Genomic DNA, 20,608 nt, shown 5'->3' on the forward strand with positions numbered 1-20,608 from the left:
TAACGCTAATTTTCCCGGCCTGTCGGCTTTTTTATAAACCGGCAGGCCGTGTTATTATTGCTACTTAGTACATTTGACAGGAAGAGTATTTTGACTACTGACACTCATACTCTGCATATTGAAGAGATTTTAGAACTTCTGCCGCACCGCTACCCGTTTTTGCTGGTAGACCGTGTGCTGGATTTTGAAGAAGGTCGTTTTCTGCGCGCAGTGAAAAATGTCTCCGTTAACGAGCCTTTCTTCCAGGGACACTTCCCTGGTAAGCCGATCTTCCCGGGTGTGTTGATCCTGGAAGCAATGGCACAGGCAACCGGTATTCTGGCGTTTAAAAGCGTAGGTAAACTGGAGCCGGGTGAACTCTATTACTTCGCAGGTATCGATGAGGCGCGCTTTAAGCGTCCAGTTGTGCCTGGTGATCAGATGATCATGGAAGTCACTTTTGAAAAAACGCGTCGCGGCCTGACTCGCTTCAAAGGCGTAGCTCTGGTTGACGGCAAAGTTGTTTGCGAAGCGACGATGATGTGTGCTCGTAGCCGGGAGTCCTGATACGTGATTGATAAATCTGCCTTTATTCATCCTACTGCCATCGTGGAAACCGGTGCCATCATTGGTGCTAACGTCCACGTTGGCCCGTTCTGTATTGTTGGACCCCATGTCGAAATTGGTGAGGGTACAGTACTGAAATCTCACGTTGTGGTGAATGGTCACACGACCATTGGCTGTAATAACGAGATTTATCAGTTCGCTTCCATCGGTGAAGTTAACCAGGATCTGAAATATGCTGGTGAAGCTACCCGTCTGGAAATTGGCGATCGTAACCGTATTCGTGAAAGCGTCACCATTCATCGTGGAACAGTACAGGGCGGTGGGTTGACGAAGGTAGGCAGCGACAACCTGTTTATGGTTAATGCGCATATCGCGCATGACTGTACCGTGGGTGACCGCTGTATCCTCGCCAACAACGCAACGCTGGCGGGGCACGTATCGGTAGATGATTTCGCAATTATCGGTGGCATGACCGCAGTTCATCAGTTCTGCATCATTGGTGCACACGTGATGGTCGGCGGCTGCTCAGGTGTGGCGCAAGACGTTCCACCTTACGTTATTGCGCAGGGTAACCATGCCACGCCATTTGGCGTGAACATCGAAGGCCTCAAGCGCCGTGGCTTTAGCCGCGAAGCGATTACAGCCATCCGCAACGCGTACAAACTGCTGTACCGTAGCGGGAAAACGCTGGAAGAGGCGAAGCCGGAAATTGCCGAGCTGGCGAACAAACACCCTGAAGTGAACGCGTTCATGGAGTTCTTTGACCGTTCAACAAGGGGTCTGATTCGTTAATGGTCGACAGTCGTCCGCTTACGATAGCCCTGGTCGCCGGAGAAACCTCCGGCGATATTCTTGGTGCTGGTCTCATCCGCGCGCTAAAAGCTCGCGTACCTAATGCTCGCTTTGTGGGTGTTGCTGGCCCGCTGATGCAGGCTGAAGGTTGCGAAGCCTGGTATGAGATGGAAGAGCTGGCCGTGATGGGCATTGTTGAGGTGCTGGGGCGTCTGCGTCGCTTACTTCATATTCGTGCCGATCTCACCCGCCGTTTTACCGACCTCAAACCTGATGTGTTTGTCGGTATCGATGCGCCTGATTTCAACATTACCCTCGAAGGGAATTTGAAAAAGCAGGGGATCAAAACCATTCATTACGTCAGTCCGTCCGTCTGGGCGTGGCGACAGAAACGCGTTTTCAAAATCGGGAGATCCACCGATCTGGTGCTGGCTTTCCTGCCTTTCGAAAAAGCGTTTTACGACAGATTTAATGTTCCGTGCCGTTTTATCGGTCATACCATGGCGGATGCGATGCCATTGGATCCGGATAAAAACGCGGCGCGCGATGCACTGGGTATTCCCCATGACGTTCACTGTCTGGCACTGCTGCCGGGCAGCCGCGGTGCTGAAGTTGAAATGCTGAGCGCCGATTTCCTCAAAACAGCGCAAATTCTTCGCCAGACCTATCCCGACCTTGAAGTGGTCGTACCGCTGGTGAATGCCAAACGCCGCGAGCAGTTTGAGCGTATCAAAGCGGAAGTCGCCCCGGATCTCCACGTCCGTCTGCTGGACGGAAAAGGGCGGGAAGCGATGTATGCGAGCGATGCCGCGCTGCTTGCCTCCGGCACGGCGGCGCTGGAGTGTATGCTGGCGAAATGCCCGATGGTGGTCGGTTATCGCATGAAGCCGTTCACCTTCTGGCTGGCAAAACGTCTGGTGAAAACGGATTATGTCTCCCTGCCAAACCTGCTTGCCGGGCGCGAGCTGGTGAAAGAGCTGTTGCAGGATGAGTGCCAGCCGCAGGCGCTCGCGGATGCACTGCTGCCGCTGCTGGCAAACGGCAAGACCAGCCACCAGATGCACGATACCTTCCGTGAACTGCATCAACTGATCCGCTGTAATGCTGATGAGCAAGCGGCTGATGCGGTGCTGGAGCTAGCAAAATGATGGAATTTGTTTATCCTCACACCCATCTTGTGGCGGGCGTGGACGAAGTAGGACGCGGCCCGTTGGTAGGCGCAGTGGTCACCGCGGCGGTGATCCTCGATCCGGCTCGTCCCATTATCGGGCTGAACGACTCTAAAAAATTGTCTGAAAAGCGCCGGCTGGCGTTGTTTAGTGAGATTCAGGAGAAGGCGCTGGCCTGGAGCCTGGGGCGCGCTGAACCGCACGAAATAGACGAGCTGAATATTTTGCATGCTACGATGCTGGCGATGCAGCGTGCGGTAGCGGGTTTGAAAATTTCTCCTGAATATGTCCTGATTGACGGAAACCGCTGTCCGGCATTGCCTATGCCTTCAATGGCGGTCGTCAAAGGCGATAGCCGGGTCGCAGAAATTAGCGCAGCTTCTATTATTGCCAAAGTGACGCGCGACGCCGAAATGGCCGCGCTGGACCTCACTTACCCTCAGTATGGTTTCGCCCAGCATAAGGGGTATCCCACACCTTTCCATCTGGAAAGGCTGGCTGAACATGGCGCAACCGAACACCACCGTCGCAGCTTTGGCCCGGTGAAGCGCGCGCTGGGACGGGTGTCCTGAATCAATACGCAAGTAATTAAGTAACGCGGAATCTGAAGATGGCTGAACCACGTTTCGTACACCTGCGGGTGCATAGCGACTACTCCATGATCGATGGGCTGGCAAAGACCGGACCGCTGGTAAAAAAGGCGGCCGCGCTTGGCATGCCTGCGCTGGCGATCACCGATTTTACCAACCTGTGTGGCCTGGTGAAGTTCTACGGAACCGCGCATGGTGCCGGGTTAAAGCCAATTGTCGGCGCGGATTTTCATGTCCAGAGCGAGGTGCTCGGCGATGAAATGACGCAGATCTCCGTGTTGGCGATGAATAACACCGGTTATCAGAACCTTACTCTGCTTATCTCTAAAGCCTATCAGCGTGGATATGGTGCGATGGGCCCGTGGATCGACCGCGACTGGCTGGCAGAGCTGAACGAAGGCCTGCTGCTGATTTCCGGCGGTCGCATGGGCGATGTCGGCAAGTGTCTGCTGCGTGGCAACAGTGCGCTGGTGGATCAGTGCGTCTCGTTCTACGAAGAGTATTTCCCGGATCGCTACTATCTTGAGCTGATCCGCACCGGGCGTGCGGACGAAGAGAGCTATCTGCATGCCGCCGTGGCACTCGCCGAAGAGCGCGGTCTGCCTGTGGTGGCCACCAACGATGTCCGTTTCCTCGAAGCGGGCGATTTTGACGCACATGAAATTCGTGTGGCGATCCATGACGGCTTCACCCTCGACGATCCTAAACGCCCACGTAACTACTCCTCTCAGCAGTATATGCGCAACGAAGAGGAGATGTGTGAGCTCTTCTCGGACATCCCGGAAGCGCTGGAAAACAGTGTTGAAATAGCAAAACGCTGTAACGTCACCGTGCGTCTCGGCGAGTATTTCCTGCCGCAGTTCCCGACAGGTGACATGACCACGGAAGATTTCCTGGTCGTAAAATCGAAGGAAGGCCTGGAAGAGCGTCTGGAGTTCCTGTTCCCGGATGAAGCCGTTCGCAAAGAGAAACGACCTCCGTACGATGAACGTCTGGATATTGAACTCCAGGTGATCAACCAGATGGGCTTCCCCGGCTACTTCCTGATCGTTATGGAGTTTATCCAGTGGTCGAAAGATAACGGCGTGCCGGTCGGACCGGGGCGTGGCTCTGGAGCAGGATCGCTTGTGGCCTATGCGCTTAAAATTACCGATCTCGACCCGCTGGAGTTTGACCTGCTGTTCGAACGTTTCCTTAACCCGGAACGTGTTTCCATGCCCGACTTTGACGTCGACTTCTGCATGGAGAAACGCGACCAGGTGATCGAGCACGTCGCCGATATGTACGGCCGTGATGCGGTATCGCAGATTATTACGTTCGGTACGATGGCGGCGAAAGCGGTTATCCGTGACGTCGGCCGCGTGCTGGGTCACCCGTACGGGTTTGTCGATCGTATTTCTAAGCTGGTGCCGCCCGATCCGGGCATGACGCTGGCAAAAGCGTTTGAAGCCGAACCTCAGCTGCCGGAAATCTACGAAGCCGACGAAGAAGTTAAAGCGCTGATCGACATGGCGCGCAAGCTGGAAGGCGTCACGCGTAACGCCGGTAAGCATGCGGGGGGCGTGGTTATCGCTCCGACCAAAATCACCGACTTCGCGCCGCTATACTGCGATGAAGCGGGCCAGCACCCGGTTACCCAGTTCGATAAGAACGACGTAGAATACGCCGGGCTGGTGAAGTTCGACTTCCTTGGCCTGCGAACACTGACGATCATCGACTGGGCGCTGAAGATGATCAACCCGCGCCGGGAAAAGCAGGGTCTTGAGCCAATAGACATCGCTGCCATCCCGCTGGATGACAAAAAAAGTTTCGACATGCTGCAGCGCTCGGAGACTACCGCTGTCTTCCAGCTTGAATCCCGCGGCATGAAAGATCTGATTAAGCGTCTGCAGCCTGACTGCTTCGAAGATATGATCGCACTGGTGGCCCTGTTCCGTCCGGGCCCGCTGCAGTCGGGGATGGTAGATAACTTTATCGACCGTAAGCACGGGCGCGAAGAGATTTCCTATCCGGACGTTCAGTGGCAGCACGAAAGCCTGAAGCCGGTGCTTGAGCCAACCTACGGCATCATTCTGTATCAGGAACAGGTGATGCAGATTGCCCAGGTGCTTTCCGGCTATACCCTCGGCGGCGCGGACATGCTGCGTCGTGCAATGGGTAAGAAAAAGCCGGAAGAGATGGCCAAGCAGCGAGGCACTTTCGAAGAAGGCGCGAGAAAAAACGGCGTTGATGGTGAACTGGCGATTAAGATCTTTGACCTGGTGGAGAAATTCGCCGGGTACGGATTTAACAAATCCCACTCAGCCGCCTATGCTTTGGTGTCGTATCAAACGCTGTGGCTGAAAGCGCACTATCCTGCTGAATTTATGGCGGCGGTAATGACGGCCGATATGGACAACACCGAGAAGGTGGTTGGCCTGGTGGACGAGTGCTGGCGCATGGGGCTCAAGATCCTGCCGCCGGACATTAACTCGGGTCTCTACCACTTCCACGTCAACGACGACGGGGAGATCGTTTACGGGATCGGCGCGATCAAAGGCGTGGGTGAAGGCCCGATCGAGGCGATCATCGAAGCGCGTAACAACGGCGGGTATTTCCGCGAGTTGTTCGATCTTTGCGCCCGTACCGATACCAAAAAACTGAACCGCCGCGTGCTGGAAAAACTGATCATGTCCGGCGCGTTTGACAGGCTGGGACCGCACCGCGCCGCGCTGATGAACTCGCTGGGCGACGCCCTGAAAGCGGCAGATCAGCATGCAAAAGCGGAAGCGATTGGTCAGGCGGATATGTTTGGCGTGCTGGCGGAAGAGCCAGAGCAGATTGAACAGTCATACTCCAACTGCCAGCCGTGGCCAGAACAGGTCGTACTGGATGGGGAGCGTGAAACGTTAGGCTTGTACCTGACGGGGCACCCGATCAACCAGTACATCAAAGAAATTGAGCGCTATGTCGGCGGCCACAGGCTAAAAGACATGCATCCGACAGATCGTGGTAAAATCACCACGGCTGCGGGGCTCGTGATTGCTGCAAGGGTTATGGTCACCAAGCGCGGCAATCGTATCGGCATCTGTACGTTGGATGACCGTTCCGGGCGTCTGGAGGTGATGTTGTTCACCGACGCGCTGGATAAATACCAGCACTTGCTGGAAAAAGACCGCATACTTATCGTCAGCGGACAGGTCAGCTTTGATGACTTCAGTGGGGGGCTTAAAATGACCGCCCGCGAAGTGATGGACATTGACGAAGCCCGGGAAAAATATGCTCGCGGGCTTGCTATCTCGCTGACGGACAGGCAAATTGATGACCAGCTTTTAAACCGACTCCGTCAGTCTCTGGAACCCCACCGCTCGGGGACCATTCCAGTACATCTCTACTATCAGAGGGCGGATGCACGTGCGCGGTTGCGCTTTGGTGCAACGTGGCGTGTCTCTCCGAGCGATCGTTTACTCAACGATCTCCGTGGCCTCATTGGTTCGGAGCAGGTGGAACTGGAGTTTGACTAATACAGGAATACTATGAGTCTGAATTTCCTTGATTTCGAACAGCCGATTGCTGAGCTGGAAGCGAAAATCGATTCTCTGACAGCGGTAAGCCGTCAGGATGAAAAACTGGATATTAACATCGACGAAGAAGTGCATCGTCTGCGCGAGAAAAGCGTAGAACTGACGCGCAAAATCTTTGCCGATCTCGGCGCATGGCAGGTGGCCCAGCTGGCACGCCATCCACAGCGTCCGTACACCCTGGATTATGTCCGCCTGGCGTTTGACGAATTTGACGAACTGGCAGGCGATCGCGCATACGCTGACGATAAAGCTATCGTTGGCGGTATCGCGCGTCTGGACGGACGCCCGGTGATGATCATTGGTCATCAGAAAGGTCGTGAAACCAAAGAGAAAATCCGTCGTAACTTCGGTATGCCAGCACCAGAAGGCTACCGTAAGGCCCTGCGTCTGATGGAGATGGCTGAACGGTTCAACATGCCTATCATCACTTTCATCGACACCCCGGGTGCTTACCCTGGCGTGGGCGCGGAAGAGCGCGGTCAGTCTGAAGCTATCGCGCGCAACCTGCGCGAGATGTCTCGTCTGAAGGTGCCGGTCATCTGTACCGTTATCGGTGAAGGCGGTTCCGGTGGTGCGCTGGCCATTGGGGTGGGTGATAAAGTGAATATGCTGCAGTACAGCACCTATTCCGTTATCTCCCCGGAAGGCTGTGCGTCCATTCTGTGGAAAAGCGCCGACAAAGCGCCGCTGGCTGCAGAAGCAATGGGCATCATTGCGCCGCGCCTGAAAGAGCTTAAGCTGATCGACTCCATCATCCCGGAACCGCTGGGTGGTGCGCATCGTAAGCCGGAAGTGATGGCCGCTTCCCTGAAAGCACAGCTGCTGGCTGACCTGGCGGATCTGGACGTGCTGAGCAAAGACGATCTGCTCAACCGTCGCTACCAGCGTCTGATGACCTACGGTTACGCGTAAGCTTCATAATTATCTGAAAAGCCGCACACTGTTGCGGCTTTTTTTATACCTGCGGTTTAGCCGGGCTATGCTTAGCTAATGTTTTTTAAGGAGGAAGCCCATGAATATCATTGCCATTATGGGGCCACACGGCGTCTTTTATAAAGATGAGCCGATTAAGGAGCTGGAGCAAGCCCTGCAGTCGCGCGGGTATCAGCTGATCTGGCCGCACAACAGCGCCGACCTGCTGAAGTTCATCGAGCATAACCCGCGTATCTGCGGCGTGATCTTCGACTGGGATGAATATGACCTCGAACTGTGCAGCGATATCAACAAGCTGAACGAATATCTCCCGCTGTACGCGTTTATCAATACCCACTCAACCATGGACGTCAGCGCCAATGATATGCGAATGGCGCTGTGGTTCTTTGAATATTCGCTCGGCGTGGCGGAGGATATTGCGACCCGCATTCAGCAATATACCGGCGAATATCTCGATAACATCACGCCGCCGTTTACCCGCGCGCTTTTCACCTACGTGAAGGAAGGCAAATATACCTTCTGTACGCCAGGCCATATGGCGGGAACGGCCTATCAAAAAAGCCCGGTGGGCTGCCTGTTCTATGATTTCTTCGGTGGCAACACGCTAAAAGCAGACGTGTCGATTTCAGTCACCGAATTAGGCTCTCTTTTGGATCACACCGGCCCGCATCTGGAGGCCGAAGAATATATCGCCCGCACCTTTGGTGCTGAACAGAGCTATATGGTGACCAACGGCACCTCGACCTCGAACAAAATCGTCGGGATGTACGCTGCCCCTGCAGGCAGTACCTTGCTGATTGACCGCAACTGTCATAAATCGCTGGCGCATCTGCTGATGATGAGCGACGTCGTGCCGCTCTGGCTGTCACCCACGCGCAACGCGCTCGGTATTCTTGGCGGCATCCCGCGTCGTGAGTTTACGCATGACGCCATAGAAGGTAAGGTCGCGGCGATCCCCGGCGCGAGCTGGCCTGTTCACGCGGTGATCACTAACTCCACCTACGACGGCCTGCTGTACAACACCAACTGGATCAAGCAGACGCTGGATGTGCCGTCGATCCACTTTGATTCTGCGTGGGTGCCGTACACCAATTTCCACCCGATTTACGCCGGTAAAAGCGGTATGAGCGGCGAGCGTGTGCCGGGCAAAGTGTTCTTCGAAACGCAGTCGACGCATAAAATGCTGGCTGCGTTTTCGCAGGCTTCGTTAATTCACATCAAAGGTGAGTACGACGAAGATACGTTTAACGAAGCCTTTATGATGCACACCACTACCTCGCCGAGCTATCCGCTGGTGGCCTCGATTGAAACGGCCGCGGCGATGTTGCGCGGCAATCCGGGCAAACGCCTGATCAACCGCTCGGTGGAGCGCGCGCTGCATTTCCGCAAAGAAGTTCAGCGGCTGAAAGATGAAGCCGACGGCTGGTTCTTTGATATCTGGCAGCCGGAAGAGATTGATGAAGCAGAATGCTGGCCCGTCTCGCCCGGCGAAGACTGGCATGGTTTCCGGGATGCTGATGCCGACCATATGTTCCTCGATCCGGTCAAAGTGACGATCCTGACGCCGGGCATGGACGAGCAGGGCATCATGGGTGATGAAGGGATCCCCGCCGCGCTGGTGGCGAAGTTCCTGGACGAGCGCGGCGTGGTGGTGGAGAAAACCGGGCCGTATAACCTACTGTTCCTGTTCAGCATTGGGATCGACAAAACCCGCGCGATGGGGTTGTTGCGCGGCCTGATGGAGTTTAAGCGCGCCTACGATCTCAACCTGCGGGTGAAGAACATGCTGCCGGATCTCTACGCGGAGGATCCTGACTTCTATCGTAGTATGCGCATTCAGGATCTGGCTCAGGGGATCCACAAACTGATCCGCCAGCACGACCTGCCGCGTCTGATGCTGCAGGCGTTTGATGTCCTACCGGAAATGAAACTCACGCCACACAAAGCGTGGCAGCGGCAGGTGAAAGGCGAGGTGGAAACCATCGAGCTGGAAAGTTTGGTCGGGCGGGTGTCGGCCAACATGATCCTGCCTTATCCGCCGGGTGTTCCGCTTTTAATGCCCGGTGAGATGATCACCGAAGAGAGTCGGGCGGTGCTCGATTTCTTGTTGATGCTCTGCTCTGTCGGACGCCATTATCCGGGCTTTGAGACCGATATCCACGGTGCGAAGCGCGATGAGCAGGGCGTGTACTGGGTGCGAGTCCTAAAATAAAGGTGACCGCTTGCAAGGTGCGGGTTTTCGGTTGTAACGTTCAGGCATCATAAAAAGGAGAAGATATGCTGGGTTTAAAAGCTGTTCATCATATTGCGATTATTGCGACCGATTACGCGAAAAGTAAGTCCTTCTATTGCGATATCCTTGGCTTTACGCTGCTCAGTGAGGCTTACCGCGAGGAGCGCGACTCCTGGAAGGGCGATCTGGCGTTAAACGGGCAATATGTGATTGAGCTGTTCTCATTTCCTTTTCCGCCTGCGCGTCCTTCCCGCCCGGAAGCCTGCGGCCTGCGTCATCTGGCCTTTAGCGTTGATGACCTGAATAGCGCGGTCAAGCATCTGGAATCGCACGGCGTGATGTGCGAAGCGATACGCGTCGATCCGTTCACCGACAAGCGTTTTACCTTTTTCAGCGACCCCGATGGCCTGCCGCTGGAGCTTTACCAGCAGTAATCGCCGTCATGTGTGATAATGCCCGCTTAGTCCGGGCATTTTTTATGTGTAATTTCCTATGACCTCACCCGCTATCGCACAAGCCGTTTCACCGTACCGCCAGCTGCTGGTGGGGTTTAGCGGTGGGCTGGATTCCACCGTTTTGCTCCATCGTCTTAAGCTCTGGCGTGACCAGGCGTCTGACGTCCAGCTCCGGGCGATACATATCCATCACGGGTTAAGTCCTCATGCTGATGCATGGGGAGCGCACTGTGAAGCCCTCTGTGAGGCGTGGAGCATTCCGTTGATGGTTGAACGCGTTATGCTCCACGAGGAAGGGCTGGGCACTGAGGCGCAGGCGCGCAAGGCCCGCTATGCCGCTTTTGCTCGCGCCTTACGGCCCGGTGAAGCACTCGTTACGGCGCAGCATCTTGACGATCAGTGCGAAACTTTTTTACTTGCGCTAAAGCGGGGCAGTGGTCCGGCGGGGTTATCCGCCATGCCTGAGCGCGCGCGTTTTGCCGAAACCGAATTAATCCGCCCGCTGCTGGGTGAAAAACGTGCTTCTCTTGAATCCTGGGCGCATGAATATCAGCTGAGCTGGATTGAGGACGAAAGCAATCAGGACGACAGCTACGATCGTAACTTCCTGCGTCTGCGCGTCATACCGTTACTGACCGAACGCTGGGAGCACTTTGCTGAAGCGACGGCCAGGAGCGCCACGCTTTGTGCCGAGCAGGAGAGCCTGCTGGATGAGTTGCTGAGTGATGAGTTGGCCGGGCTGATTTCATCTGAGGGTGCGCTGGCAATTGCGCCGCTGGAAGCGATGAGTGCGGTACGCCGTGCTGCAGTTTTACGCCGCTGGTTGGCCTCTCATCATGCCGTCATGCCGTCGCGAGCAATGCTCGGCAGAATATGGGATGAAGTGGCGCAGGCGCGAGAAGATGCCACACCGAGCGTTTACCTGAACGGCTTCGAGGTCAGGCGCTATCAGGGCAAACTGTGGTGGGTAAAATCTCGCTCTTCTCTTTCTGATGTTGTTCTCGATTGGCCCTGCGTGGTGGAAGCGCTGACATTACCCGCTGGCGCGGGTAGCGTATCCCTGACGAATGCCGGTCACGTGCGTCTGCCTGAAGTGGATGAGCCCGTTACGGTGCGTTTTAAAGCCGGTGGTTTGCTGCATATCGTCGGGCGTAATGGCGGACGAAAGCTGAAGAAAATCTGGCAGGAGAACAATGTGCCGCCCTGGCTGCGCGATACCACGCCGCTGCTGTTTTATGGTGAGACGCTTATCGCCGCTGCGGGCGTGTTTATCACGGAAGAGGGATGGACAGAAAAGGGCGTTTCGTTTGAGTGGAATGCGTAACGGGCAGCCGGGCTGCCCGTGAGTGTCATCAGGATTCGCTTACCACAACGGTACCGATTTCCGGGTGGCTGAAGCTGGCAATTTTGTCCAGACGAAGCTCGCGCGTCGCGCCGGCATCTTCCACTATCAGATATTCCACATTCTTACGTGAAACCAAATCGCTGGCTTTCGCCTTCAACACTTCGCCATCTTTTAGCTCCAGCGTCAGTATTAAATGATGCTGGCAGGCGAGTTCGAGGTTTTCATAGTCATCACAATTGATGGGTTGATAAGTATCATTCATCGACATAATCGCTCACCAGTAAATTCGCCGCAGCATACGCTGCTTTTTCCCTGACCGACTCTGAAAGGCTCTCATCAGAGGCCACTTCATTAAGCACCTTCAATACACAGCCCAACGCGTCCGGGACATACCCCAGATCGCCGCTGGCGATTTCCGCATACCGTTTGCGAATTAACTCACAATAATTATTCACATCCCCTCCCGCCAGCGCACTGACTTACTGTGAGATATCATTAAGCCTACGAAGATAAACTCGGTTTAGCAAGGTGACTATACCATACTCATTTAAGCAATATCAGCGCCTTGATAGCGCACTATTCATCACCTCGTAACAGCGTTTTGCTTTTGTTTTCGCTACAATGTCCGCCTGAATCGAAAGGAGTTCTCTGATGGCGCTGAAAGCGACAATTTATAAAGCTGTGGTCAATGTGGCGGATCTTGACCGCAACCAGTTCCTTGATGCGTCATTGACGCTGGCGCGTCACCCCTCTGAAACCCAGGAACGCATGATGCTGCGCCTGCTGGCGTGGATTAAATACGCCGACGAGCGTTTGCAATTTACGCGTGGTTTGAGTGCGGAAGATGAACCCGAAGCCTGGCTGCGCAACGATCATCTCGGTATCGATTTGTGGATTGAGCTTGGCCTGCCGGATGAGCGCAGGATTAAAAAGGCGTGCACCCAGTCCGCTGACGTGGCGTTATTCGCGTATAATCAACGCGCTGCGGAGATCTGGTGGCAGCAAAACAAGAGCAAGTGCGGACAGTTTAAAAATCTCACCGTCTGGTATCTGGATGATGAGCAGCTGGCGCAACTGAGCGAATTTGCTGGCCGAACGATGGTCCTGCAGGCGACGATTCAGGACGGTGCAATCTGGCTTTCTGATTCTCAGAATAATCTGGAAATCCATTTAACGGCATGGCAACCGGCGCCATGATTGTTTTGTCCCGAAACGTCAGCATTCCGGATAACGAGCTGGAGATCACTGCCATCCGGGCGCAGGGCGCGGGCGGTCAGCACGTTAACAAGGCCTCAACGGCTATCCATTTGCGCTTTGACATTCGGGCCTCCAGCCTGCCAGAGTATTATAAAGAAAGTCTGCTTGCCGCCAGCCATCATCTGATCACCAGCGATGGCGTCATTGTGATTAAAGCGCAGGAGTACCGCAGCCAGGAGTTAAACCGGGAAGCGGCGATTGCGAGGCTGGTGGCGATGATTAAAGAATTAACGACAGTGCAGAAAAGCCGTCGGGCAACGCGGCCCACACGTGCATCGAAAGAGCGCCGGCTGTCGTCAAAGGCGCAGAAATCCACAGTGAAAGCACTACGCGGTAAAGTTCGTCGCCCTACAGAGTGACGAAAGGGAACACACTTTTCATAAGGAATTCATTGTGAAAAAAGTATTATGGTCAGCGCTGGCAGTGAGTACGCTGTTTGCGCTTTTTGGGTGTAACAACCGTTCGGAAACGCAGGTATTACAGCCTACGCAAACGGAAGAATTAAAGCCGATGCAGCAGAGCTGGCGTGGCGTATTGCCTTGTGCGGACTGCGAGGGCATCGAAACATCCCTGTTCCTGCAAAAAGACGGCACATGGGTAATGAACCAGCGCTATCAGGGCGCGAAAGAGCCTTCTTCGTTTGGGACTTACGGAACCTGGGCACGCACGGCTGAGAAGCTGGTCCTGACGGATACGACCGGGGAGAAAACCTGGTTCCGCCCTAAAGGTGACAGCATGGAGATGCTTGACCGTGAAGGCAATCCTATTGAGTCTCAGTTCAACTACACGCTCGCCCCGGTAAAAGCGGCACTGCCTGCCACGCCAATGGCGATGCGAGGTATGTATTTCTACATGGCAGATGCGGCAATCTTCACCGATTGCGTCACCGGTAAGAAAGTCAGCGTGGCAAACAATGCTCAGCTGGAGCGTGATTATGCCGTGGCGCGCGGCAATGACAGCAAGCCGGTTCTGCTGACGGTGGATGGTCACTTTACCCTGGAGCCGAACCCGGACAGCGGTGAGATGGTTAAAACACTGGTGGCCGATAAAGACGCGAAATTTGTTGCAGGTAAAAGCTGCGACAGTAAATAAGCTGACGCCACGCCATTAAAAAACCCCGCCGGAGCGGGGTTTTTTGTTTCTTAACCTTTAATGGCTTTCACCAGGTAATCAAGAATGTCGCCAGTCTTGATCATCTGTTTCTCGCCGCTGCGACGGTATTTGTATTCAATCTCGTCGCTGTCGAGGTTACGGTCTCCGATGACAACGGTGTGCGGAATACCGATCAGTTCCATATCAGCAAACATTACGCCAGGACGCTCTTTACGGTCATCCATCAGCACGTCGATGCCCTTGGCGCGCAGCTCAGCGTAAAGTTTTTCCGCCAGTTCCTGTACGCGGTAAGACTTATGCATGTTCATTGGCAGAATCGCAACCTGGAACGGCGCGATGTTGTCCGGCCAAACGATGCCGCGCTCGTCGTAGTTTTGCTCGATAGCCGCAGCAACAACGCGCGTTACCCCGATACCGTAGCAGCCCATTGTCAGAACCTGGTTACGGCCATCTTCGCCCTGAACGGCAGCGTTCATCGCGCGGGAGTACTTATCGCCTAACTGGAAGATATGACCCACTTCGATACCGCGCTTGATCATCAGCGTACCCTGGCCGTCCGGGCTTGGATCGCCTGCGACCACGTTACGGATGTCAGCCACTTCTGGCGTCGCCACGTCGCGATCCCAGTTGATGCCGAAGTAGTGTTTACCGTCGATGTTTGCACCCGCAGAGAAGTCGCTCATTGCGGCAACCGTGCGGTCAATAACAACCGGAACCGGCAGATTGACTGGACCCAGTGAACCTGGACCCGCATTCACAACGGCGCGGATTTCCGCTTCCGTGGCGAAGGTCAGCGGGCTGGCAACCTGCGGCAGCTTCTCGGCTTTCACTTCGTTCAGCTCGTGATCGCCACGGACCAGCAGGGCAACCAGCGGGTATGCGCTACCCTCGGTGGATTTCACCAGCAAGGTTTTTACCGTTTTCTCAATCGGCAGGTTGAACTGTTCAACCAGCTCAGCAATGGTTTTCGCGTTTGGCGTATCAACCAGCTTCATCTCTTCGGTGGCAGCAGCGCGTGGCGTTTTTGGTGCCAGTGCTTCAGCAAACTCGATGTTCGCCGCGTAATCAGAGGAGTCAGAGAAGATCACATCGTCTTCACCACTCTGTGCCAGTACCTGGAACTCATGCGATGCGCTGCCGCCAATAGAACCCGTATCAGCCTGCACCGCACGGAAATCCAGACCCATGCGGGAGAAGATTTTGCTGTACGCAGCGTACATGGCGTCGTAAGTCTCTTGCAGCGATTCCTGAGAAGTATGGAAAGAGTAGGCGTCTTTCATCAGGAATTCGCGAGAGCGCATGACGCCAAAGCGTGGACGCACTTCGTCACGGAATTTGGTCTGGATCTGGAAGAAGTTCAGCGGCAACTGTTTGTATGAGCTCAGCTCATTACGAATCAGATCGGTAATGACTTCTTCATGCGTTGGACCGAGGACAAACGGACGATCGCCGCGATCGGCAATACGCAGCAGTTCCGGACCGTATTGCTCCCAGCGACCGCTCTCCTGCCACAGTTCAGAGGGCTGAACGACCGGCATTAACACCTCGATAGCACCGGCGTTGTTCATCTCTTCACGCACGATGTTTTCGACTTTTTTCAGGACGCGCACGCCGGTCGGCAGCCAGGTGTATAACCCGGAGGCCAGCTTGCGGATCATCCCGGCGCGCAGCATCAGCTGATGGCTGATCACTTCGGCGTCGGCAGGTGTCTCCTTTAAAGTGGAGAGCAGATATTGGCTAGTACGCATGTTGTTACGGTTCCGTTTCGACGAGTAGGGCTGGCTGAAAGGCCAACCTGACACAAAAAAAGTGGTTTAGTTTACCAGTGTGGCAAAGATGCCAAAAGAGAGGAGGTTAAAATTACCTGGGTTCCAGGGCAAACACTTCAAAACCTGCCCCGGTAACGCGCCAGCGCACGTTAAAATCCAGTAGCCAGACGGCATAGGTTTTACCGGCTTCCTCTTCTTTTCGGTAGGCGGGACGAGGGTCCTGCGCCAGTACTTCAACGATAAAGTCCCGAAGATGGGGATAACGCTTTTCGAGCTGATGTATCTGGACGGTGAGCTCAGGCGTGAAGTGTACCGGCATATCGGCCTGTGGGGCGTCCTGAGCATAACTTGCCCGGGCGTCCGGTAGCGCTTCAGCGAAAGGCAAATACGGCTTGATGTCGATAACCGGCGTGCCATCCACCAGGTCAAGACTGCCTAACTCAAGGATCACCTGATCCTTCTGACAGCGTATACCTTTCAGTTCAACCAGCGACATGCCGATGGGGTTGGGGCGAAAGGTCGAACGGGTGGCGAAAACGCCCATTCTTGCATTTCCTCCCAGACGGGGAGGGCGCACCGTTGGCCGCCAGCCACCTTCCATGGTCTGGTGAAACACAAAGACAACCCACAGGTGGCTGAAGGCGTCGAGCCCGCGTACCGCATCGGCCTGATTGTAGGGCGCGATCAGATGAAGCTCGCCGCCGCCCCGTGTGACCAGACCGGGCTGGCGCGGTACGGCGAATTTCTCTTTATAAGGAGAGTGGATAACGCCTATTTGCTCAAACTGAAATGCACTCATTTCGCCGTAATGTTTAGTGCAGAACCGATACAAACAGCCTGACGATAACATCCTGGCGTACCGCTGGTCACTTCACAGCTGTGCAGCAGCACCGCGTTGGCTTTCATTTTTGACGCGTTAATCTGCATACGCTTGCGGGCCGTTGGAATGTTTGGAGGAGAGTCCTGATTAGTTGCCTGGCAGGATTCGCCGCTCACTTCACCCAGTTCACGGAATGGCTTGCCCACGAGATCGTCGGCTTTAGTGATAATGCGTACCGGTGCAGGGCGAGGCGCTTTCGGTTTTGCTGGCTCCGCTTTAGGCGGGGTTGCTGTGCTTTGAACAGGTTCAACAGGAGATCTGCTTAGCATAGAACAGCCGCTCAGCATGAGTGCTAAGAGACAGATCGGTAAAGCACGCATAATAGTTCCTCAATGGATAATCAAAACAACGGATATTGAATCAGTTGCCTGCATAAATGACAAGACGGGCATAAGCCCGTCCTGATGATATTACACTGAGAGGAGATTACCAGCCTTTAACAGCACCGCCGTTAAACACCTTGTTGGCTTCCTGGTAAACTTCGTCAGACTGATAAGCCTGAACAAATTTCTTCACGTTTTCCGCGTCTTTGTTGTCTTCGCGAGTCACGATCAGGTTGACGTATGGGGAGTCTTTATCTTCAACGAAGATGCCGTCTTTCGCAGGGGTCAGGCCGATTTGGCTGGCGTAAGTAGTGTTGATCACCGCCAGTGCGATCTGTGCATCGTCAAGTGAACGTGGTAACTGTGGTGCTTCCAACTCAACCAGTTTCAGATTTTTCGGATTCTCGATAACGTCCAGTGCAGTCGGCAGCAAACCCACGCCGTCTTTCAGTTTAATCAGGCCCACTTTCTGTAGCAGCAGCAGGGAGCGACCGAGGTTTGTTGGGTCGTTAGGGATCGCGACCTGGGAGCCAGGCTGCAGTTCATCAAGCGATTTGATTTTTTTCGAGTAACCGGCAATTGGGTAAACGAAGGTGTTACCGGCCGCAACGAGCTTGTAGCCGCGATCTTTGATCTGCTGATCCAGGTATGGTTTGTGCTGGAAGGCGTTGGCGTCAATATCGCCTTTGCTCAGCGCTTCGTTCGGCAGCACGTAATCGTTGAAGGTTACCAGCTCAACGTCCAGACCATATTTTTCTTTCGCCACTTTCTGCGCAACTTCAGCAACCTGCTGCTCAGCACCCACGATAACGCCCACTTTAATGTGGTTTGGATCTTTTTCGTCCTGACCGCAACCCACCAGTGCCAGAGAGCCGATCAGCGCGCCTACCGCTGCAAGGGTCTTTAATTTGAACGCCATGTTTTATCCTTAACTCGTCGAGTTTGTGTTGTGTGTAACGTTATTTGTGAGTAACAGCCCGGACGATGCGATCGCCAGAGAATTGGATTAAGTAAACCAGCACAACCAGCAATACCAGAACGGTATTCATTACGGTAGCGTTATAACCAATATAGCCATATTGATAGCCGATCTGGCCTAAACCGCCAGCACCCACTGCGCCACCCATCGCGGAATAGCCGACCAGCGTAATAAGCGTAATGGTCGCTGCGTTCACCAGGCCAGGCAACGCTTCAGGCAGCAGCACTTTGCGTACGATCTGCATCGGTGTTGCGCCCATTGCGCGGGAGGCTTCAATCAGACCGGTTGGGATCTCCAGCAGGGCGTTTTCCACCATACGGGCGATAAACGGCGCTGCACCTACGGTTAGCGGAACGATGGCCGCCTGCAGACCGATAGACGTTCCGACGATCACGCGGGTAAACGGAATCATCCATACCAGCAGAATAATGAACGGGATGGAACGGAAGATATTCACCAGCGCAGAGAGGGTGCGATATAGCTTCGCGTTCTCAATGATTTGCCCCGGACGCGTCACGTACAGCAGGACGCCGACCGGCAGACCAATCACAAAACCAAAGAAGCCCGATACAAAGGTCATTGCCAGCGTTTCCCAAACGCCGCGAACCAGCAGCCACATCATCGGCTCAGACATAACCCAGTACCTCTACTTTTACATGGTGTTCTTGCAGCCAGGCAATCGCCGCCTGGGTTTCTTCTTGTGTCCCGTGCATTTCCGTCAGCATGATGCCGAACTTCACGCCACCGGCGTAATCCATCTGCGCGCTAATGATGTTGTTGTTCACGTTAAAGCGACGTGCAGTTTCGGAAAGCAGTGGAGCGTCAACGGACTGACCGGTGAATTCCATACGCAGCATTGGGACGCTGTCTGCCGTTGCTTCTGTTTTCAGACGTTCCAGATAATCTTCCGGAATATCCAGATGCAGCGTGGACTGAATAAACTGCTGCGCCAGCGGAGTTTTCGGATGCGAGAACACTTCACTTACCGTGTCCTGCTCGATCAGTTCACCGTTACTGATGACCGCCACGCAGTCACAGATGCGTTTCACCACATCCATTTCGTGCGTAATAAGGAGGATCGTCAGGCCCAGGCGACGATTAATATCTTTCAGCAGTTCCAGAATCGAACGCGTGGTCGCCGGGTCCAGTGCGCTGGTCGCTTCATCGCACAGCAGCACCTTAGGATTACTTGCCAGCGCGCGGGCAATGGCCACACGCTGTTTCTGCCCACCGGACAGGTTCGCCGGGTAGCTATCATGTTTATCGCCCAGACCCACGAGGTCGAGCAGTTCGGTGACGCGACGCTTCACTTCTTCTTTAGGCGTGTTGTCCAGCTCCAGCGGTAATGCGACGTTACCGAAAACGGTACGGGAAGCCAGCAGGTTGAAGTGCTGGAAAATCATGCCAATCTGGCGGCGTGCTTTAGTGAGTTCTTTCTCTGAGAGGGCGGTAAGCTCTTGCCCGCCAACTTCAACGCTGCCCTGGGTTGGACGCTCAAGCAGGTTAACACAACGGATCAGCGTACTTTTACCTGCACCCGATGCGCCAATGACGCCATAAATTTGACCAGCAGGAACATGCAGGCTGACATTGTTCAACGCCTGAATGGTTCGGTTCCCCTGCTGGAACACTTTGGTGATATTGGAAAGTTTAATCATTAGATTATTTTTATCATATGTAAGTTAGCCGTGGCATTTTGTTCTGCCAGATACGGGTGATGACCGTAAACAAAACGGATGTTAAGGCATCCAGACGTCTAAATCAATCCAACTCTGTGCGATGAGCACTTTATTGCGCTGCGATTCATGAGATACTAGCGGAACATGCCTTTTTCAGGAGCAAACCGGTGGCAAAATCAGTACCCGCAATTTTTCTCGATCGTGATGGCACTATTAATGTGGATCATGGTTACGTCCATGAGATTGATGAGTTCGAGTTTATCGAGGGCGCAATAGATGCCATGCGCCAGCTGAAAGAGATGGGTTATGCGCTGGTGGTTGTGACTAACCAGTCCGGTATTGCACGCGGTAAATTCACCGAAGCGCAGTTCGAGACGCTGACGGAATGGATGGACTGGTCGCTGGCCGATCGCGGTGTGGATCTCGACGGCATCTATTATTGTCCGCATCACCCGCAGGGAACGCTAGAAGAGTATCGCCAGACCTGTGATTGCCGTAAACCGCATCCGGGGATGTTCATTTCTGCGCAGGAATTTCTGCACATTGATATGGCTGCCTCTTATATGGTGGGCGATAAACTGGAAGATATGCAGGCAGCAACAGCTGCGGGTGTTGGGACCAAAATATTAGTTCGCACCGGTAAGCCAGTGACGCCAGAAGCAGAGAATGCAGCAGATTGGGTAATTAATAGTCTGGCAGACCTGCCTGAAGAGATTAAAAAGCACCAAAAATAGCCTTTTTGGTGAAAAGGTGAGCGGTCGAAATAAAAATGCATATTTCCGCTTGTCATTCCTCGGCGGCTCCCTATAATGCGCCTCCATCGACACGGCAGATGTGAATCACTTCACAAACAACCCGGTCGGTTGAAGAGAAAAAAATCCTGAAATAACGGGTTGACTCTGAAAGAGGAAAGCGTAATATACGCCACCTCGCAACGGTGAGCGAAAGCCGCGTTGCACTGCTCTTTAACAATTTATCAGAC

General features: G+C 54.2%; 21 protein-coding genes. 13 read left to right on the forward strand and 8 right to left on the reverse strand.

Going from position 1 to position 20,608, the window contains the following annotated elements:
• Window positions 1-90: 90 nt before the first annotated feature.
• The 9 genes from fabZ to tilS all read left to right on the forward strand — a co-directional run bounded on the left by fabZ (window position 91) and on the right by tilS (window position 11,605).
• Window positions 91-546 carry a 3-hydroxyacyl-ACP dehydratase FabZ gene (fabZ, locus tag ACTJJA_RS22795; RefSeq protein WP_010426706.1) on the forward strand — a complete coding sequence of 152 codons (456 nt, stop codon included), beginning with the start codon at window positions 91-93 and terminating at the stop codon, window positions 544-546.
• A 3-nt stretch (window positions 547-549) separates the two neighbouring features.
• Window positions 550-1,338 (forward strand): acyl-ACP--UDP-N-acetylglucosamine O-acyltransferase, encoded by a 789-nt coding sequence (gene lpxA / locus ACTJJA_RS22800; protein ID WP_010426704.1) that lies wholly within the window; start codon window positions 550-552, stop codon window positions 1,336-1,338.
• Window positions 1,338-2,486: a lipid-A-disaccharide synthase gene (lpxB, locus tag ACTJJA_RS22805; protein WP_421511603.1), complete on the forward strand. Its 1,149-nt coding sequence runs from the start codon at window positions 1,338-1,340 to the stop codon at window positions 2,484-2,486. The genes lpxA and lpxB overlap by 1 nt, the downstream gene beginning before the upstream one ends.
• Complete coding sequence (gene rnhB / locus ACTJJA_RS22810) at window positions 2,483-3,079, forward strand: ribonuclease HII (protein WP_010426699.1); 597 nt, start codon at window positions 2,483-2,485, stop codon at window positions 3,077-3,079. Before lpxB ends, rnhB begins: the two co-directional genes overlap by 4 nt.
• Window positions 3,080-3,117: 38 nt before the next feature.
• Window positions 3,118-6,600 carry a DNA polymerase III subunit alpha gene (gene dnaE, locus ACTJJA_RS22815; RefSeq protein WP_421511604.1) on the forward strand — a complete coding sequence of 1,161 codons (3,483 nt, stop codon included), beginning with the start codon at window positions 3,118-3,120 and terminating at the stop codon, window positions 6,598-6,600.
• 12 nt (window positions 6,601-6,612) lie between these two features.
• Complete coding sequence (accA, locus tag ACTJJA_RS22820) at window positions 6,613-7,572, forward strand: acetyl-CoA carboxylase carboxyl transferase subunit alpha (RefSeq protein WP_023310466.1); 960 nt, start codon at window positions 6,613-6,615, stop codon at window positions 7,570-7,572.
• 100 nt (window positions 7,573-7,672) lie between these two features.
• A complete protein-coding gene (locus tag ACTJJA_RS22825) occupies window positions 7,673-9,805 on the forward strand; it encodes a lysine decarboxylase LdcC (RefSeq protein WP_440669268.1) in 2,133 nt (710 codons plus the stop codon).
• 65 nt (window positions 9,806-9,870) lie between these two features.
• Window positions 9,871-10,260, forward strand: coding sequence for a VOC family protein (locus ACTJJA_RS22830; RefSeq protein ID WP_010426691.1), 390 nt, complete (start codon window positions 9,871-9,873; stop codon window positions 10,258-10,260).
• Between the two features lie 58 nt (window positions 10,261-10,318).
• The gene (tilS, locus tag ACTJJA_RS22835; RefSeq protein WP_440669269.1) at window positions 10,319-11,605 is read left to right on the forward strand and encodes a tRNA lysidine(34) synthetase TilS; all 1,287 of its coding nucleotides are present in this window, start codon (window positions 10,319-10,321) and stop codon (window positions 11,603-11,605) included.
• Between the two features lie 28 nt (window positions 11,606-11,633).
• Here the strand turns inward: tilS and rof are convergent, their stop codons facing one another.
• Together rof and ACTJJA_RS22845 are read right to left on the reverse strand one after the other, a co-directional pair.
• Complete coding sequence (gene rof, locus ACTJJA_RS22840; protein ID WP_440669270.1) at window positions 11,634-11,894, reverse strand: Rho-binding antiterminator; 261 nt, start codon at window positions 11,892-11,894, stop codon at window positions 11,634-11,636.
• Window positions 11,881-12,081 (reverse strand): YaeP family protein, encoded by a 201-nt coding sequence (locus tag ACTJJA_RS22845; protein ID WP_008501889.1) that lies wholly within the window; start codon window positions 12,079-12,081, stop codon window positions 11,881-11,883. The genes rof and ACTJJA_RS22845 overlap by 14 nt, the downstream gene beginning before the upstream one ends.
• Before the next feature lie 196 nt (window positions 12,082-12,277).
• Between ACTJJA_RS22845 and ACTJJA_RS22850 the strand changes: the two genes are divergently transcribed.
• The 3 genes from ACTJJA_RS22850 to nlpE are packed head-to-tail and all read left to right on the forward strand — an operon-like array spanning window position 12,278 to window position 13,975.
• On the forward strand, window positions 12,278-12,823 hold the full coding sequence (locus ACTJJA_RS22850; protein ID WP_440669271.1) for a YaeQ family protein: 546 nt from the start codon (window positions 12,278-12,280) through the stop codon (window positions 12,821-12,823).
• A complete protein-coding gene (arfB, locus tag ACTJJA_RS22855; RefSeq protein WP_089599130.1) occupies window positions 12,820-13,242 on the forward strand; it encodes an alternative ribosome rescue aminoacyl-tRNA hydrolase ArfB in 423 nt (140 codons plus the stop codon). The genes ACTJJA_RS22850 and arfB overlap by 4 nt, the downstream gene beginning before the upstream one ends.
• A gap of 34 nt (window positions 13,243-13,276) precedes the next feature.
• Entirely contained in the window at window positions 13,277-13,975 is a 699-nt protein-coding gene (gene nlpE / locus ACTJJA_RS22860) for an envelope stress response activation lipoprotein NlpE (RefSeq protein WP_420985771.1), read from the forward strand.
• Between the two features lie 50 nt (window positions 13,976-14,025).
• Here the strand turns inward: nlpE and proS are convergent, their stop codons facing one another.
• The 6 genes from proS to metN form a co-directional block, all read right to left on the reverse strand.
• Entirely contained in the window at window positions 14,026-15,744 is a 1,719-nt protein-coding gene (gene proS, locus ACTJJA_RS22865) for a proline--tRNA ligase (protein WP_010426668.1), read from the reverse strand.
• Between the two features lie 112 nt (window positions 15,745-15,856).
• On the reverse strand, window positions 15,857-16,564 hold the full coding sequence (tsaA, locus tag ACTJJA_RS22870; RefSeq protein ID WP_010426666.1) for a tRNA (N6-threonylcarbamoyladenosine(37)-N6)-methyltransferase TrmO: 708 nt from the start codon (window positions 16,562-16,564) through the stop codon (window positions 15,857-15,859).
• Window positions 16,561-16,965 (reverse strand): Rcs stress response system protein RcsF, encoded by a 405-nt coding sequence (gene rcsF, locus ACTJJA_RS22875; protein WP_010426664.1) that lies wholly within the window; start codon window positions 16,963-16,965, stop codon window positions 16,561-16,563. Before rcsF ends, tsaA begins: the two co-directional genes overlap by 4 nt.
• A gap of 106 nt (window positions 16,966-17,071) precedes the next feature.
• On the reverse strand, window positions 17,072-17,887 hold the full coding sequence (metQ, locus tag ACTJJA_RS22880; protein WP_010426661.1) for a methionine ABC transporter substrate-binding lipoprotein MetQ: 816 nt from the start codon (window positions 17,885-17,887) through the stop codon (window positions 17,072-17,074).
• 40 nt (window positions 17,888-17,927) lie between these two features.
• Window positions 17,928-18,581 carry a methionine ABC transporter permease MetI gene (locus ACTJJA_RS22885; protein WP_003856130.1) on the reverse strand — a complete coding sequence of 218 codons (654 nt, stop codon included), beginning with the start codon at window positions 18,579-18,581 and terminating at the stop codon, window positions 17,928-17,930.
• Window positions 18,574-19,605: a methionine ABC transporter ATP-binding protein MetN gene (gene metN / locus ACTJJA_RS22890; protein WP_028015600.1), complete on the reverse strand. Its 1,032-nt coding sequence runs from the start codon at window positions 19,603-19,605 to the stop codon at window positions 18,574-18,576. The genes ACTJJA_RS22885 and metN overlap by 8 nt, the downstream gene beginning before the upstream one ends.
• Before the next feature lie 188 nt (window positions 19,606-19,793).
• On the opposite strand from metN, the gene gmhB reads away from it, so the two are divergent.
• The gene (gene gmhB, locus ACTJJA_RS22895) at window positions 19,794-20,360 is read left to right on the forward strand and encodes a D-glycero-beta-D-manno-heptose 1,7-bisphosphate 7-phosphatase (protein ID WP_440669272.1); all 567 of its coding nucleotides are present in this window, start codon (window positions 19,794-19,796) and stop codon (window positions 20,358-20,360) included.
• Window positions 20,361-20,608: the final 248 nt, after the last annotated feature.

It is taken from the genome of Enterobacter sp. 22452, from assembly GCF_052045065.1.
Taxonomy (GTDB): Bacteria; Pseudomonadota; Gammaproteobacteria; order Enterobacterales; family Enterobacteriaceae; genus Enterobacter; species Enterobacter mori.